This is a genomic window from Bradyrhizobium sp. 141 (assembly GCF_023074055.1).
GTDB lineage: Bacteria > Pseudomonadota > Alphaproteobacteria > Rhizobiales > Xanthobacteraceae > Bradyrhizobium.
Genome location: NZ_JADPKR010000027.1, coordinates 52,160 through 67,113, shown reverse-complemented (window position 1 = coordinate 67,113; position 14,954 = coordinate 52,160). Strand labels below are relative to the sequence as shown.

Here is a 14,954-nt window from a genome sequence, read left to right as displayed (position 1 = left end):
ATCGGCCGGCCTCGCTCACCTGCATTCGCCACTCGCACTCTCCTCTGCAGAGATTCGAGCTATCAACTAATGTGACGAACTTGCGTTCCAGATGACTAGGCATTGCGACGCGCGCGTCCCAATGGCGAAGTCTCCATCGAGGAGAGATTCACTCCGACAATAGGACGGGTCGCGGCATTTCCGGCACAATGGACCTATCGATAAAATGAATCAATCTGCCCGGTCGATTCATAAAACTCATTGGACGCCGCTTCCCTCGGAAGCGAGAATCTGTCCGTGCCGAAACCCGAACCAGAACCGCTTCATCTGCGCCGCATCGATGCCGCGCGCAATATGCGGCGGTTTTATGCGCTGTCCATGCAGCCCACTTTGTTCGGAGAAATGTCGCTGATCCGCAATTGGAGCCGGATCGGCGTAAATGGCAAAGTCATGGTACAGACCTTCGATGGCAGTGCGGAGGCGGTCGAAGCGTTCGGACGGTTGGAGCGTGCAAAGCGGAGGCGCGGTTACGCTGTCGAGGACGAAAAACCGTCATAGTCTGACAATTTTTCGGGGATTACGCCTCTGCCTGTGATGCCGGCTCTATCTGTTCCGCGGCCTTGGTGTCAGACGAGCAAAATCGAAACAAGACGGAGCTCGTCCCATGACAACTGCCAATGAGATCGCCGAAGAGATTGCGGCCGAGAACGACCTGACAAAGGCTCAGGCAAAAACCATCGTCGATAGCGTTTCAAGGCGATCGCTGATGCGGCCGTGAGCGGAGCTGAGACGAGTCTTCCCGGGTTCGGCAAATTCAAGGTCAAGGATAGCGCTGCTCGCGAGGGTCGCAATCCGTCGACCGGCGCAACTATTGCGATCGCAGCTTCCAGTAAGCTGACCTTTACGTCTGCCAAAGCCATCAAGGATGTTCTCAACGGAGGGGCGGCCCCTGGTGCATCATAAGTCGCAAGACGAGGGGGCTGATCTCCTCTGCTGCGAGCGCTTCGTTGCGTTGGCGAATGAGTTCGGCCAGTTCGACTTCGAGCGCCTTGCGCTCCGTCGGCGTGAATACGCATCCGCGCAGCTCGGCGCGTAACTCTTCAATGGTGTCGATGGTCATGATCGCATTTCCCGTCGAAGGGAGCGGGCCCCGCCTTGCGGCGGAGCCCACTGGCTGAGCCTCAGTCCCGGTTCGGCCGGGACCAGATCAGCTGGAGACCTTCCGCACCTTCGACCTCGGTCAGGGTGGCGTAGATCGGAGCGGGGAAGCTCGGATCGTCCAGCTTGACGGAGAGGTAGTCGCGCTCGGTGTCCCTGGCGGTCTTCTGCCAGGCAGCACCCAGCTCGACGTTGCCCGAGTAGATGCGGAAGTGCGGTCCCTTGTCGGAAGGATTCTCGACACGGATCAGCTTGGCCTTGACGTTGAGGTTGAGCGTCTTGATGGCGCCGGAGAAGCCGTTGCCCGTGGAGGTGAAGGTGCCGATGGTAGCCATTGTCTCATTCCCTTGGTTTTCTCGGGCCGCGCCTATCGCGACCTCGATGGCGGTCGTGAGACCGGAGGCGATCGACCTGCACCCGGAGGGCCGAAATGAAATGGAGGGCGGCCGGTAGCGACTTTCTTGGACCGCGAGGAATGGTGCGCAGCGCCAGGGGAAGAAAGTCGTGGACGGGCGTTGCAGGGACAAGATCGAGAGCCCGCAAAGCGGGATCGCCCTTCGGTCAGACCAGCCTCTATCGAGGACGCAGATGGGTGCGCCCATCGCGAAAACACATGGAATGAAGACAGGCGGCCCTGGTCGGTTCAGCCATTCGCATCTCAAGGCAACGGGCGTCGCAGCGAGAGTAGTTCACCTTATGCAGGCCACCTAAGCGCCACGTCATCACCCGCAATGGAAACCGTCGCTGTCAGCAACGTCGGCGCACCTGTCGAACTTGCCATCGCAAGATCGATAACGAGGCTGGCGACGTACTCGCCATGTAGATGCAACCCCGCCCTCCGCATCCATGCGACCGACCGCCCTGCGAGGCGTGAACAGATGCTAGCGTCGCTGGACATGCCTGCCTTCGAATCCGGGACGATCCGCCGGCTCGCGCGTTGGAACGAAGCTGAGCGTTCGGATTGCAACGCCACAGCGTTGGAGAGGGTTGTGAGCACAATCGGCCTCTGCAGCAATCCGGCTGCCGGGCTCGATTTCAACGAACGTTATTTGGCCGGCGGTCGCAGCGGGCTTTCCGCCCACCTCCGGGCAGCGGGATCGCGCAGCGGATCGTCCTCGCAGACCAGGCAGACGTAACGCGGCCGGCCGGGCGCGACGTCGTCGGACACGGCCGTCATAGGCTTACCGCACTTCGGGCACAGCTTCCGGCTGAGGTAGAGCGGAGTCATGGTTTTTGCCTGCCGGCACCAGCTTAGTTCCCCGTGCGCCGCGAGCACAAGTAGATCGACGAAAATTGTCCGCATGCACCAGACCGCTTGACGCGGAGCGCGTCTCACACTGAAATCAGATTTTCAGTGATGTTGCGGGGGTGGCGTTGTGGAAGAATTTTACAGGGGCTTCGCGCAGCGGGCGCGCGATCTGGCGGAGAACGCGGATCCGTTCACCAAGCGGCGGCTACTCGACCTAGCCCAGCGATACGATCTCAAGAGCAGACCGGGAGCCTCGGGCGGTCGGACCTTCCCGCCGCCGCGTGCGACGCCGCCGACGGCGCTGTTTTCCGGCTCCGGCGAAGCTTAGACTAGTCCGAGTGCGGCCCGGTCGTCGGTTTTCTATGTGTTCATCGACCGGTCCGGTTGCCGGCCGCCCGCGGTCGCGGTGCTCGCGTTAGTACAAGGTGGCCCTACAGCACTGAACCGCGCTGACTCGCGGCGCGAGGCGTCATCGCCTGCGCCGCGCGATCTCGTCAGCGACCATGCCCTCTGCCCGCACCAACCGCTCATGCAGGGTCTCGAACATATCGAGGATGTCATCATTGGGTTCATTCTTGCCCTGCTCGATCGCTTCGGCGACGAGTTCATCGAGAGGCGTCTCCTTCAATTGGCCCTTCTCCAGAAGCTCCTCAAAAAGAGTATCGCTGCTCGGCTGCGGTTGGATGCGACCGTCGGAGTTGCACCAGACGGTGAATGTCTGTTGTCCCAGAACGGCGTGCTCGACCATCTCCGCATCCAAAGGAATCAGCGTCCCCCAGGCCTCGCCCGCCTCGTCCGCGAACCCCGCCACGTACATCCGTTGCTCCGCAGCCCCTTCATCACGAGGCTGGAAAAACGGCGTGAGGATGAGTGGAGGGTGTTTTGCCATGACGATCTCTCCGAACGCTTTGCGTCGACCCGGCGCAGCAGCCGGGTTGGCACGGGCAATTTGATCACACGAAAAAGGCAACCTGGGAACGGCGCCTCATCGCCTCACGCCCGCTGCTTGTCTCGCCGGCGAGAATTGATCTGCGCCATCAGGATCGGGCCAAGCGAAAATTCGCCGACCTCGGCTTTTCGCGTCAGACCGCGCAGATAACCGCCGGCGGAATTGATCGCCGTCCCGCGCTGCAGGATACACGCCACGACGATGGCTGCGGGCACCTCGCCCATAACCTTTTGAGCCTCCTCCCAGGCGCTCGGACTGATGCCCAGCATCGATCGCACAACGGCCGCGGTAGCGAGAAAATCGCGCCAGTTCGACACCCCACCCTTTGCATAATCGACGATGTCTGGACACGCACTCAGGATCATTCCTAACGGATACGCCCCTTCCCCGACTCGCGAGGGTTGAGGTTTGGGCACAGCTCCCGCCGCCCTGTCTTCTCGAAGGACAGGTTCAAGATCAATAGGGTTGTCTGGTTTTGAATTCTGTATGTGGCGCTCAGAATGGGACTCATTGGCGCTCGGATTCTTGGATTTAATGTGTGCTTCCAGAAGATTGAGCACGTCGTCGGCAAGCTGAGACAACTCGTCGGCGATCGGCTCGAGCTCCTGGCGCGTAGCCGTGCGCGGAATCTGATCGACGATCACGCGGAAGGCAGCGTGCACAACCTGCCAATCGGCAGGCCCCTGCCCTCCCCTTCGCGTCGGGACGGCTTCCTCGATGCCAGTTGCAATCATCTTCGCGATGTCGCGCCGGCACAGCGTGATGCGCTCTCGAACGAGCTTGAGTGCGCGGGCCTCGGCTTCGATATCGGCCGCCAGGCTCTCGAACTCCTCCGAGCGCGCGACCAGCGGCGACAGATCGAAGCCGAAGGCGAGCTCGATTTCGCCGGCATTGTCCTTCCGCGCATAGCGCTTGCCATTCGGACTGTCGCGCCGAACGATCAGGCCCGCGTCAACCAGCACTGCGAGATGACGCCGCAGCGTCGATGACGGCATGCCGTGCGCTCGCCGAGTGAGTTGATGGTTTGACGGAAAAACAATCAGATCATCCTCCCCTGTCAGCGCCGTCTCAGGATGGAAGGTCAGCAGCGCGTTTAATACCGACAGCGCGCGCTCCGACACGCCAAGGCGCGGCCGCGCCGTGCAGATGGCGTGGAAGATCTTCCACTTGTGCACGATCTTTTCGGGAGGACGTTCCGTTGCGACCATCTGGCTTGCCACATGGGCGAGCGTCAACGATCGCCGCCCAAAGGGCGTCGTTGGGGAGTGTGACTGCATGTCTTTGCCTCATGCGGGCAAAGAAAATCTGCTCGCCGAAACGGCGCCGTTGCTAAAGACGCTTGACTGCGATTCGCGAAAGTGATTCTCTGTCAGTCGCCAAACGTGACGAGAGAAGGCTTTCGGACGGAGACGTTCCGGGGGCCTTTTTCTTTTCCGCTATGCTCCTACGGTTAGAGGACGGAAACGCGGGTACGCATCGCGCTGCCCGACCATGAGAGGTCCGGTCGGCGCCATATCCAAAGCGGCGACACGCGTGATGTCATTCATCGGTGCGCCCCTCGCGAAAAGATCGGTAGAGTTCCGGCAACCGCGAAATCACAAAGTCTCCAAACGCAGGCGCGGCCTTTTCGTCGAGCGCTAGCGTGACGCGACCTTCGCGACGTTCAATCTTCACAATCTTCTTGCCGTCGTCATCGGCCCAAGTTGTCGGCCGTGGAGCTTTTGGCTTGCGGGGCGCGAGCGCGGCGAACGCTATCGCGAACCGTTCATCGGAAGTGGCGCGCACAAAACGATCGCTAGCAATGCTGTCAGCCAATGCCTTTTGATCGTGGCGACCTACAATCCGCTCTGCGAGCTCCATCCAGCGCCGGCGGCCGGTCTTCGGCGCTGGCCCGATCGCATCGACTAGGCTCCGTGCAAGGGTTCGCGCGACAGTGATGAGGCGGGAGAGCTCCGTCTTGTCGACGCTGAGCGCCGCCATGATGATCTCACGTTTGAATCCACGATCCTCGAGAGCGGTGGCATATGTTGCCCGCTCAATGAAGGAGAGATCCTCCCGCTCACCATTCTCCTTGCCTTGTGCTACCACCAGGTCTTCGTCGCTGAGGTCACGAACCACGGCCCGCGCGGGGCGGCCAAGTTCGGCGAGCGCACGGACGCGACGATGGCCGTAGGCAATCTGAAACCGACCTGGGCTGGTCGGATGCGGGCGAAGGAGGATCGGAACCAGTTGCCCATTGGCGCGTATCGATTCGACGAGAGCGGAGTGCTTCTCGTCGACGCTCGTCATGCGATCCGGAACTATCGAGGCATCAATCAAATCTGGGGCGATTTCAACGACGGTTTGACCGGCGGTGAGTCGTTCGGTCAAGGCCTTGGCGGCATCGCGCTCCGCGGACAGCATCTCGAGCGAACGGCTCATGGCACCTACTGCCCCGCGCGACCCGTGTGTTGGTTGGGATGGTCTCCAATTGTCGCTAGGCTCACCTGACGGCTGTTCGTTGACCGCGGTCAACTTGTCGTCCATGAGGTCAGCAAGCAGGTTTTTTCGACCCATTAGGCCCTCCCCCATGCAGCCTGGATAAGGCTTTGGATTTCGCCGTTGACGCTATCCAGCGATTCCATCGCGCGGTCGTAGGTAGCGCGTGTGAACTGATCGCGGCTGACCTCATAGAGCGTTTGCTTCGTGATGCCGGCGTCCGAGATCGCCGTACTTTTCAGCATCATATTGGTGACCATGCGGTCGCCAAACAGCGAGCGCATGAAGCCGACCATTTGGGCCTGCGGTCCATCGCCGGGCTCATAGCGCGTGACGAGATAGCGCATCCAATCGTAATTCATGTTGCCGCCCGCCTTGGCGACGACGGCAAGGAGGTCGGATGTCATGATTAGGAATTGGCACATCGACATCACATCGAGCATTTGCGGATGCACCGGAATCAGAATTGCGGTTGCTGCACAGAGCGCGGAGAGCGTGAGAAATCCAAGTTGAGGCGGACAATCGATCACGACGACGTCGTAACGGTCCTGGACCGTGGCGAGGGCACGCGCAACGCGGGCGAAGAAAAGCGGGTCACCCGACTGGCGTGCAGCTAAAGCTTTCGGGGTTTCATGTTCGAATTCCATCAGTTCGATATTGCCGGGAACAATGTCGAGCCCCAAAAAGTAAGTCTGCCGAATGATCTCATTCAGCTCGCGGCGCGCGTCGTCATAGCGGATGGCGCCGTAGAGAGTTCCGTTCTCTTCGACGTCAAACTCTGGCTGATAGCCGTGCAGCGCGGAGAGCGAGGCCTGCGGATCGAGATCGATTGCGAGCACTCGATAGCCCTGCAGTGTGAGATGTTGAGCGAGATGCGCGGCGGTGGTGGTCTTACCCGATCCTCCCTTAAAATTAACGACGCCAATGACTTGCAACTGTTCGCCCGCGACGCGATGCGGTCGGTATCGGCGCACGCCCTTGCCGGATTCGTCGAGATAAGCACGAAGGCTTTGGATGTCCTCGAATGTGTACGATCTTCGACCCGATGGACTGGTGTCCGGCTGAGGGCCCCTACCCTCCAGCGACAATTGGCGGAGGTAACCGTCATTGATACCGACGAGTTTAGCGACTTCGCCAGATGTGAACCGGCGAAGATGCTTGCGTGCTTTTGGCGGGAACAGCTTCGTTCGGTGGGCGTGAAGTTTCGCGGATAGTTCCCGCGCGTCTGCCGCGATCGTATCGTGGATCGCCTGGGGTGCGGCAGATGGGATTGACGCCATCGCTTGCTGGTCGTTCAGGGCCACGGCTTTCTCGCGTAGTTACGAATTTCGGAGGCAGGGCATGCGCAAAGCGTAGCTACTACGCCCGATTCTGAGCGGTCGCGCAACAATTAAAGGGTAAACGAATCCTTAACCGGTCACTTCAGGCTGCCACATGCGAATGGAAAGTTGACCGCAGTCAACTTGGGAGATTCGACGTGCCCGCCCCCTCATCCGTTTGCTCTGGCCAACTCGCGCGCGAGACCGGCCAAAGTTGACCGCGGTCAACTTTCTTGAATTGGGCCGAATCGGCCTTCATGAAGTCTACCTAAGATCGTCCATGGACGGCGCCATCAAAAGCCGTAGCTTCGATCCGCCTAGCGCAGCAGCACGAGCGTCGGGATCGGGCAGACGAATGCGCTGCGCCTTCAGGCCTTGCGCAATCGCCATGCCGATGTCGGAATCAACCCAATGGCCGTGGGTCATCAGGAAGAACCAGCCGCAGGACAGGCCGACCTCACTGTCCAAGGCCTCAATCCGATCCATCAGGAGATGCACCGAAACGTCCGGTGACATGAGCAGCCGCTCCTTCTGGGGCTTCAGCGGCCGGGGGATGAAACCGACTTCGCGCTCGCCCCTGTGGCTATAATCTCGAACATCGAGCGCCCAAATGCTCAAAGACGCCAGGGGACGGGCGCTCGATCCCCCAGTCTTGAATGAAGCGCACCTCGCGCGGCACGTACTCGAACCAGTCGGGAACCGCATCGAGGAATGGCGTTTCGCGCGTTCCCTGAGGGCCGACTTCACGGATCACGCGCCGCTCGATCTCGGGCCGCTTGGCCTTCCGCTTCTCGCGCTCGACACGGCTGCAGCGATCGAGGAAACTGCGGATATGGACGAATGCGCCGCCGGCGCGGTCGAGCAGGCGGTAGACTGGACCGGCGAGCCGCTCCGTCTCGGGCAGGGACTGGCTGGGCCAACTGGGATCGAGCAGATCCTCTTCGCCCCAAGGTCGATAGTCCGGATTAACGATCGGACCAGCGCGCCACTCGATTTCTCGTCCAAGTGCGATCTGGATATAATCGGCGGCCCCGGATCCGGTCGGGGCGAAGACGAAGGCGCGGGTCCCGCGCCACTCGGTGATCTGCAGATCAGTGTCTCTCAGGCGCGTCCAGAGCGCCTTGATATCCCCGCAATCTTTGACGAGCTCGGCCGTCATCCACTGCCGCAGCTCCCCGACTCGGGTGCAGTCGGGTCGAATGACCGATCGGGTGTCGCGCCAGTAATCATCGTCGACGCGGGCTAGGCTGAAATCGAAACGGAAAGGCCGCGGTGAGTGCGGGCATGAGATCCGCGTCGGCCGAGGCGGGATCTAGCCCTGCCAGAACGGCCTCGATTGAGGCTGCATCGGGAATGCGAAGAGGGTGGCGCTCATAGAACGTTAACCATAATAATTTAGGTGCCTCCGCCGACTTCTTATGAACTTCTCCATCAGATTTGGCGAGAATCCTCGGCCTTCACGAGATGCATCCGGAATGTTGTATAAGGATACACGATACGCGCTGGAGGAGCGCCTCATGGCCTTCCATATCAAGAAGCCGGAAACCGACGCGCTGGCCCATGAGCGCGAGCAGGGCAGGCCGTCCCTAGTCGACCTAGGCGTCCAGTTTTGTCGCGATTTGAGGACAAAGGTCAATCCGCAAAACGGCAAACCTGCCGACAAGGCGTTCCGCGACAGCCTGTACGAGGAAGCAACGCCGAGCTCGACGATGCCGGGGTGACTCTGCTTGATGTTGGTGTCGACTTTGGCCGGAAGCTGCGTGCCCGCAGCAATGCGCGGGGGGGGGGCCGATAAGGTACTTAGTGACGGTCTATTCGACGACGCCTGATCTCGATCGCGTCCGCGCAGATGACCGGCGCCAACCGAAAAAACAGCGGAAGGGGAGGGGGCTGGGGTGGTCGTCTCTCATCCATCCGGGGCCTGGGCGGACGGGATTTGCAGGTGCCTTGGCGCCAGAATCGCCGATTCTGCGGGTTGATTTCCGCCCCTGTCATCAAATTTACGACCCGAGCGGGAGGATACGCACCCGCGCCCGGTCGAGATCGATGGAGATCAAGGCGCCTTCGGCGAGCTCGCGCTCGGTTTGTGCGATTGCACGGAGCACGGCGCTGCCGATCGCCACTGGCGTCAGCAAATCGGCCCGAATCTGGATGACGCTCGGCTTGCGGCGCTGCGTCGCGGCAAGGATCGTCGAAAAATCGAGGTCGTTGGTCACCACTACATGATCGTGCCCGGCCGCCCATTGCATCAGCGTGCGATCAGACGCGTCCACCGCACCCACCGCCGACCAATGCACCGCTTCGAACCCCGCGTTCTGAAGGAAAGAAACCCAGCTCGGCGACAGGTTCATGTCGATCAGGAATCGCATCAGGATGCGTGCTGCAGATCGACCTCGCGCTCCTCGGCCCGCCAGGCGGCGTAGCGCAAGGCCTCAAGCACGTCCTCGCGCGCGAGATAGGGATAGTCGGCAAGCAGCGCATCGATGCTGCGGCCCGCGCCGATCTGGCCGACGATCATGCCGACGGTAACGCGCTGGCCACGTATGCAGGGTTTCCCGCCCATCAAGGCAGGATCTTGCGTAATTCGCCTAAACTCGTTCATGCGTTTCACCTCGACATCGCAACGCCAGCCTATCATAGTTGGCGCCAAGCGGGCACTCGAGATGACAGAGCATCCGGGAAGAACAGGCTCCCCCGCACCAGAGGAGGAGGGACGACCTTTGGTCGACCTCAGGGGCCTGGAAACGCGATTTCCCAACACCATCGATAAGCGGTGGTTTCGATTAGGAGAGCTGGCCGGGAACAGGCCTCGCTATGACGGAAGCCACAGCCATGTTAGCTTCCGTTGCGCCGCTTCCTGTTAAGGTTATCAAGACCTTGCTGCCCAGCTACAAAATCCCCGAACCGCTGCCTTGGGCCCAGCTCGCCGGGCCGCTCACCGTCGCCGAGGATGCGCTCGCCCGCCTCGACGAGCGGCTGGCCAAAAGCCCAATACGCGACGGCGCGATCAGCCGGATGCACTTCGCCGACGCCTGCGCCAGTCTGTGGCTCGACGGCGAACTTGTCCACCTCGACGACCTCGTCCTCCACGACGCCGGCATGGACGTCCGCGCCCCGACCCACGAGCTGACCCGGGCTCATGCCGTGCTGCGCGCCCGTCGGCGCATCGCCGAGGCGAAGCCCGATTGGGCGCTGTCCGTTGCCGGGCTCGCTGGCCTCCGCGGACGGAGCGAGCGAGAGGAGGGGACGGGCAACCGGAAGGAAGTCGAGGGAAGTTTTGGGGTCGACGAGGACGCGGAGCGGGAGGAGGTGGATTTCGAAGGGCCGCTTGACGCCATCAACACCGATCCCCATCTGACCGCCGCCTTCGCCGCGGTCGATGCCGCGAACGCCAGGGCGGAGCGCAGGCTCGCCGACGAGGCGCGGTCGCGGCCGGAGCGGGATTCCCTCGTCTACGATCCCGACTGGAACGAGGGCGGTCGCCTCGACGACTGGCGCGCCGTTATCGACGAGACCCGCACGCTGCCGCCGACCCTGGCGGCGGCGATCGCCGTGGATGCCTGGGACGCGATCGAACCGCTCGAGCACACGCCTTGGCTCGGCCGCCTGCTCGCAGCTGGCGTGTTGCGCGCGCGCGGCAAGACACGCTGGCATCTGCCGTGCCTGCATGCCGGGCTGAAAAGCATCTCGCGTGAGCGCCGGCGGCCGCGCGACGCCGCAGCGCGGCTCGCGGTGCAGCTCGAGGCGATGGCGGCCGCGGCCGAGGCCGGCCGCAAGGACCACGACCGCTGGCTGATGACCAGAAACCTGCTCGCCCGCAAGCTCGCCGGCCGTCGCGCCACTTCAAAACTGCCGGCGCTCCTCGACTACGTGCTGACCCGGCCGATCGTTTCGGCCGGCATGATCGCGGCGGAGCTCGGGATCACGCCTCGCGCCGCCCAAAACCTCGTCGCCGAGCTCGGCCTGCGTGAGGCGACCGGTCGGGGACGTTATCGGGCGTGGGGCATCCTGTAGGACGCCCAGTTAGTGCGGTGCCCCGCCACAAAGCAGATGCCGATAGCCGTGCTCGGTCATCCAGTGGGCGCGGGCGAGATGGGATCTCCAGGCGCGGCGGGCACGATCAGGCTCTTGGGCCGGATCAAGGTGCAGCACGATCCGCGCAACCTCTTTCCAGTCGGCGCCGTCGGCTTCGGCATCGAGCAGGCGCAGGTAGGTGACCAGGTGCTCTTCGTCGTAGCCGGTCAGAACGGAGGCGGTCGGTGCTCCGTCGGCGACATCCGGGTCAAGCGGGGGCTTCTGCATGGGGCTACTTTCGCGGACGAGATTCTGGCGACCGGAGCGTAGGCTAGATGCTGCACCGCGAATAGATCCCAAATGTGCACCACGCGGTGCATCACCGGCATCCCGGGCGCACCGTGGCTGCTGCTGTATCCCGATCGTGCCCGGTGGCGGCTTGACATACAATGCAAATGCATTACATGGAAGAGTGTGCAACCCCGGAGCCGGCCATGGCGAAAACGGCTGAAATTCTCGAAATCCCCGCCACCATCACTGAGCGTGGCCAGACGACCGTGCCCGCGGCAATCCGGAAAATGCTCGCGCTCGGCAAGCGCGATCAGGTGGTGTTTCGCGGGCTTGCGGATGGCACCGTCGTGATCGCGAAGAAGGTGGCCCAGGTCGAGGATAGCGATCCAGTGATCGGCAAGTTTCTCTCATTTCTCGCGCGCGACATGGCGAAAGAACCGTCGCGGATTCGGCCGGTGCCGCGCTCACTCGTGTCCCGCGGCAAGGATCTGGTCAAGGGCGTTAAGGTCGATCTCGACGCGCCGCTTGCGGACGACGAGGCGTGAGCCACGAGACGCTCGAAATCAACGGCTGGACGATCTACGCACACCCGCTGTTTCTCGACCAACTTGAGGCGATGATCGACGCCGTCGAAAAAGCGCGGAAGAAAGACCCGCAAGGATACAAGAAGAAGCGCGCTACAAAACTGCTCGCGGCCGTTCTCAAGGTCGCGTTCGAAGACATTCCGAGCGACCCGACGCGCGACACCTACCGCCAGGGCGGCACGCTCGGCGATGCGTACAAGCATTGGTTCCGGGCAAAATTCCTGCAGCAGTTCCGGCTGTTCTTTCGCTACCAGCAGTCCGCGGATGCGAAGGTGATAGTGCTGGCTTGGGTCAATGACGACACGACGTTGCGCGCTTATGAGAGCGCAGACGACGCCTACGCGGTCTTTCGCAGGATGCTCAATCGCGGCAATCCGCCCGACAGCTGGACCGACCTGCTCGCGGCGGCGAGCGCAGATTTGGCGAAGCAACGGCTGGCTCGCGCCGCTCCCAAGACATAGCTCTCGCCCGGCCAGCAACCGAGCGTTCGCTGGGGTTTGGGCGGCTCGGCGGATGGTAGCAGAGCAACTCGCCACCCCGACGCGACGCAGGATCTCGTCGCGGAGCTAGGCCTCGCACGGCTAATCGTGCTCCTGGTGCGGGATCGATAAAGCTCACTCTCCTCGCTTAGATTAATGTTCGTTATCGTAGTCCAACTACGACTTTGGCCTCGAGTTTCAAACTGGCCGGTTCATCCCCTCGTAGCAATGCGACGATTCACAGGGATAAGCTAAACAGCTACGTACCCGCGCCTGGGGTCCTGAGCATGCGCACATCTGCTGCTGTCAATGCAGACGCGGCCCCGCCTTTTGGCGAGGCCGCTCTCGCGGGCCCTCAGTCCCGGCTGGGGCGGGACCAGATGAGCTGAAGACCTTCCTGGCTCTCCACCTCGATCAGGGTGGCGTAGATCGGGGCGGGGAAGCTCGGGTCGTCCAGCTTGATCGAGAGATAGTCACGCTCGGTGTCCCTGGCGGTCTTCTGCCAAGCCGCTCCCAGCTCGACATTACCGGCGAAGATGCGGAAGTGTGGTCCCTTGTCGGAGGGGTTCTCGACCCGCACTAGCTTGGCTTTGGCATTGAGGGCGAGGGTGCGAACCGTGCCGGTGAAGCCGTTGCCGGTCGAGGTGAAGGTGCCGATGGTCGCCATTGTCGTGTCCTTTTTCAGTTTCCGGGCCACGCCCATCGCGGCCTCGATGGCTGGCGACAGACCGGAGGCGGTCGACCCGCACCCCGCAGGGGCCGGCACGCAGTAGAGGGCAGCCAGGGCACGACTTTCTTGTCTTGCGCGAGGAATGGACGCGCAGCGGTCCAGGGGAAGAAAGTCGTAACCGGCTGTTGCGGGGATAAGAGCGAGGCGGCGCTTAAGCGACGCCGCCCTTCGGTCAGACATGCCAATCGAGGACGATGTGGGTGTGCCGGAAGAAACGGCCCAGAACACGAACTGCGATCATCGAAACCTTGACCGAGGAAAGAACCCATTACCGCCCACCGCACACATCTGGCAATTCCTCAAGCTTGCTGGTCGAGGCCCGAACCCGGAAGGTAAGCACGCTGCTCAGCCGTCAAGAATCACGCGACCCGCAAAGTGAACCCGCAGGCCGCGAACCAGATTTGCTCGGCAAAGCCGACGACCTGTGCAAAGCCAGAACGGCGGCCGCCCTCGAAGGGAGATCCCTGTCAGGTCGCGCAGCACGAGGAATAAAGGGGCCTCGACGTGGCGGCCAAGCAAAGGGGCCGCGGTCCCTGCGCTGATCGCCGGATAAGTGAGGGTCGGTAAGCGCCGGCGCCAATCACGCTGTGCACTCATCATGCTGCCTCCTCGACGTCAGCTGCTTTGGGCTGCAGGTCGTGCAGATAAGCGACGGCGCGTTGCGCATGCGCGGCAGCCGAGAAGATAAAGCGTTTCTCACATGACAAGACCTCCAACCACGACGCGAGGTAGCTCGCATGATCCGGCCGCGGGTCGAGTTCGGGAGAGATCCCGAGATCCGCGCAGAGGAAGCAGCTCCCGAGTTCGGCAATCAATTCTTCGCGCGCGCGTTCGCTCCGATCCTTGCCGTAACGGCTGAGATCGCGATTGACGCGGTGAGCAGGAGCGGTCCAGTGCACGGTCTCATGGGCTCTGACGGCAACATAGGATGCCACGTCGCGGAAACTTTCGATCGGCGGCATCTGAATGTGATCGGACGAGGGTGCGTAAAACGCCATCGAGCCGCCATGCCGAACAATCGCGCCGGTGTTGGCAAAGAAAGCGTCGGCGTGCGCGTTACGCTCGATCGTTGATGCGACGACGGGCGGCCGACCGTAGTAATGCGCGGGCAAGCCATCGAGTTGATCGACGCAGAAGACGGTATAGGCTTTGAGGAAGGGGATATCCCGCTCGATTTCGTCGCCGTGAGCGTCGGTCTCCGTTTTGGTGAAGCGGCTTGCATACACCACAGTGCTGCCGGTCTCACCCTTACGGACATACGCGCCAAGTTCGCTGGCCTGCTTGAACGTCATCCAGATCGGCGAGCAGAAGCCGCGCGCGATGGCTTCTGACCATAGCAGCAAGACGTTGATGCCCGTATAGGGCTGGCCGTTGTGTCGCAGCGGTCGGGTGATGCGGTCCGCTCTATTCGCGGCGGTCCAAGGTTGAACCCAGGGGCGCACGCCGCGTTCGAGCTCGGCGATAATGCGGTCCGTGATGCGGGTGTACAGGTCGCCTCGCGACTTTTCTCCGTTCCTGCTCATTATAATAGCCTCCGTTCGGGAGGGCGCGCCCATCGCGGCCCCTCACGGGGTCCGCCACCGCGCGCACCCGAAGGGCCGAAGCAGCGCGAAGGACGGCGAAGCCGTTGCGCGGACATCGGGTCCGGCGCAGGACCCCGGCCCGGGAGGGGCCGGCGATGGCGCGGTTCGGGCGACTGGCTTGGGTGCAGCCGCGACACGAAG

20 protein-coding genes and 1 pseudogene are annotated in these 14,954 nt (G+C 62.2%); 7 read left to right on the top strand and 14 right to left on the bottom strand.

Annotated elements, in window-relative coordinates; translation table 11 throughout:
- Window positions 1-276: 276 nt before the first annotated feature.
- The gene (locus tag IVA81_RS10575; RefSeq protein ID WP_247315796.1) at window positions 277-537 is read left to right on the top strand and encodes a WGR domain-containing protein; all 261 of its coding nucleotides are present in this window, start codon (window positions 277-279) and stop codon (window positions 535-537) included.
- 106 nt (window positions 538-643) lie between these two features.
- A pseudogene (locus IVA81_RS10570) lies at window positions 644-942 on the top strand (HU family DNA-binding protein).
- Here IVA81_RS10570 and IVA81_RS10565 read toward each other — a convergent pair.
- From IVA81_RS10565 to IVA81_RS10555, 3 genes are all read right to left on the bottom strand, one after another.
- Entirely contained in the window at window positions 911-1,099 is a 189-nt protein-coding gene (locus IVA81_RS10565; RefSeq protein ID WP_247315792.1) for a hypothetical protein, read from the bottom strand. The pseudogene IVA81_RS10570 and the gene IVA81_RS10565 overlap by 32 nt on opposite strands.
- A 61-nt stretch (window positions 1,100-1,160) precedes the next feature.
- Window positions 1,161-1,472 carry a DUF736 domain-containing protein gene (locus IVA81_RS10560; RefSeq protein ID WP_247315774.1) on the bottom strand — a complete coding sequence of 104 codons (312 nt, stop codon included), beginning with the start codon at window positions 1,470-1,472 and terminating at the stop codon, window positions 1,161-1,163.
- Between the two features lie 710 nt (window positions 1,473-2,182).
- A complete protein-coding gene (locus IVA81_RS10555) occupies window positions 2,183-2,365 on the bottom strand; it encodes a hypothetical protein (protein ID WP_247315770.1) in 183 nt (60 codons plus the stop codon).
- Between the two features lie 148 nt (window positions 2,366-2,513).
- On the opposite strand from IVA81_RS10555, the gene IVA81_RS40650 reads away from it, so the two are divergent.
- Window positions 2,514-2,714 (top strand): hypothetical protein, encoded by a 201-nt coding sequence (locus IVA81_RS40650; RefSeq protein WP_247315766.1) that lies wholly within the window; start codon window positions 2,514-2,516, stop codon window positions 2,712-2,714.
- A 141-nt stretch (window positions 2,715-2,855) separates the two neighbouring features.
- Here IVA81_RS40650 and IVA81_RS10545 read toward each other — a convergent pair whose 3' ends face one another.
- The 6 genes from IVA81_RS10545 to IVA81_RS10520 all read right to left on the bottom strand — a co-directional run bounded on the left by IVA81_RS10545 (window position 2,856) and on the right by IVA81_RS10520 (window position 8,291).
- Window positions 2,856-3,275 (bottom strand): hypothetical protein, encoded by a 420-nt coding sequence (locus IVA81_RS10545; protein WP_247315746.1) that lies wholly within the window; start codon window positions 3,273-3,275, stop codon window positions 2,856-2,858.
- Window positions 3,276-3,379: 104 nt separating this feature from the next.
- Window positions 3,380-4,612 carry a plasmid replication protein RepC gene (repC, locus tag IVA81_RS10540; RefSeq protein WP_247315743.1) on the bottom strand — a complete coding sequence of 411 codons (1,233 nt, stop codon included), beginning with the start codon at window positions 4,610-4,612 and terminating at the stop codon, window positions 3,380-3,382.
- 262 nt (window positions 4,613-4,874) lie between these two features.
- Window positions 4,875-5,891 (bottom strand): plasmid partitioning protein RepB, encoded by a 1,017-nt coding sequence (gene repB, locus IVA81_RS10535; RefSeq protein WP_256469324.1) that lies wholly within the window; start codon window positions 5,889-5,891, stop codon window positions 4,875-4,877.
- Window positions 5,891-7,093 carry a plasmid partitioning protein RepA gene (gene repA, locus IVA81_RS10530; protein ID WP_247315821.1) on the bottom strand — a complete coding sequence of 401 codons (1,203 nt, stop codon included), beginning with the start codon at window positions 7,091-7,093 and terminating at the stop codon, window positions 5,891-5,893. Before repA ends, repB begins: the two co-directional genes overlap by 1 nt.
- A gap of 303 nt (window positions 7,094-7,396) precedes the next feature.
- Window positions 7,397-7,648 carry a hypothetical protein gene (locus IVA81_RS10525; protein WP_247315741.1) on the bottom strand — a complete coding sequence of 84 codons (252 nt, stop codon included), beginning with the start codon at window positions 7,646-7,648 and terminating at the stop codon, window positions 7,397-7,399.
- Between the two features lie 67 nt (window positions 7,649-7,715).
- On the bottom strand, window positions 7,716-8,291 hold the full coding sequence (locus IVA81_RS10520; RefSeq protein ID WP_247315738.1) for a hypothetical protein: 576 nt from the start codon (window positions 8,289-8,291) through the stop codon (window positions 7,716-7,718).
- A gap of 358 nt (window positions 8,292-8,649) precedes the next feature.
- Between IVA81_RS10520 and IVA81_RS10515 the strand changes: the two genes are divergently transcribed.
- Entirely contained in the window at window positions 8,650-8,853 is a 204-nt protein-coding gene (locus IVA81_RS10515; RefSeq protein WP_247315736.1) for a transcription factor, read from the top strand.
- A gap of 279 nt (window positions 8,854-9,132) precedes the next feature.
- Here IVA81_RS10515 and IVA81_RS10510 read toward each other — a convergent pair whose 3' ends face one another.
- Window positions 9,133-9,501, bottom strand: coding sequence for a DUF5615 family PIN-like protein (locus IVA81_RS10510; RefSeq protein ID WP_247315733.1), 369 nt, complete (start codon window positions 9,499-9,501; stop codon window positions 9,133-9,135).
- Window positions 9,501-9,734, bottom strand: a complete 234-nt coding sequence (locus IVA81_RS10505; protein ID WP_247315730.1) for a DUF433 domain-containing protein — start codon at window positions 9,732-9,734, stop codon at window positions 9,501-9,503. Before IVA81_RS10505 ends, IVA81_RS10510 begins: the two co-directional genes overlap by 1 nt.
- A gap of 230 nt (window positions 9,735-9,964) precedes the next feature.
- On the opposite strand from IVA81_RS10505, the gene IVA81_RS10500 reads away from it, so the two are divergent.
- Complete coding sequence (locus IVA81_RS10500; RefSeq protein ID WP_247315726.1) at window positions 9,965-11,146, top strand: RHE_PE00001 family protein; 1,182 nt, start codon at window positions 9,965-9,967, stop codon at window positions 11,144-11,146.
- Window positions 11,147-11,155: 9 nt separating this feature from the next.
- Here the strand turns inward: IVA81_RS10500 and IVA81_RS10495 are convergent, their stop codons facing one another.
- On the bottom strand, window positions 11,156-11,434 hold the full coding sequence (locus IVA81_RS10495) for a DUF2285 domain-containing protein (protein ID WP_247315724.1): 279 nt from the start codon (window positions 11,432-11,434) through the stop codon (window positions 11,156-11,158).
- 206 nt (window positions 11,435-11,640) lie between these two features.
- On the opposite strand from IVA81_RS10495, the gene IVA81_RS10490 reads away from it, so the two are divergent.
- Both IVA81_RS10490 and IVA81_RS10485 read left to right on the top strand, forming a co-directional pair.
- The gene (locus tag IVA81_RS10490) at window positions 11,641-11,982 is read left to right on the top strand and encodes a type II toxin-antitoxin system PrlF family antitoxin (protein ID WP_247315721.1); all 342 of its coding nucleotides are present in this window, start codon (window positions 11,641-11,643) and stop codon (window positions 11,980-11,982) included.
- The gene (locus IVA81_RS10485; protein ID WP_247315718.1) at window positions 11,979-12,482 is read left to right on the top strand and encodes a type II toxin-antitoxin system YhaV family toxin; all 504 of its coding nucleotides are present in this window, start codon (window positions 11,979-11,981) and stop codon (window positions 12,480-12,482) included. Before IVA81_RS10490 ends, IVA81_RS10485 begins: the two co-directional genes overlap by 4 nt.
- A gap of 373 nt (window positions 12,483-12,855) precedes the next feature.
- Here the strand turns inward: IVA81_RS10485 and IVA81_RS10480 are convergent, their stop codons facing one another.
- Both IVA81_RS10480 and IVA81_RS10475 read right to left on the bottom strand, forming a co-directional pair.
- The gene (locus IVA81_RS10480) at window positions 12,856-13,167 is read right to left on the bottom strand and encodes a DUF736 domain-containing protein (protein WP_247315715.1); all 312 of its coding nucleotides are present in this window, start codon (window positions 13,165-13,167) and stop codon (window positions 12,856-12,858) included.
- Window positions 13,168-13,826: 659 nt separating this feature from the next.
- Window positions 13,827-14,753, bottom strand: coding sequence for a zincin-like metallopeptidase domain-containing protein (locus tag IVA81_RS10475; protein ID WP_247315711.1), 927 nt, complete (start codon window positions 14,751-14,753; stop codon window positions 13,827-13,829).
- Window positions 14,754-14,954 lie beyond the last annotated feature (201 nt).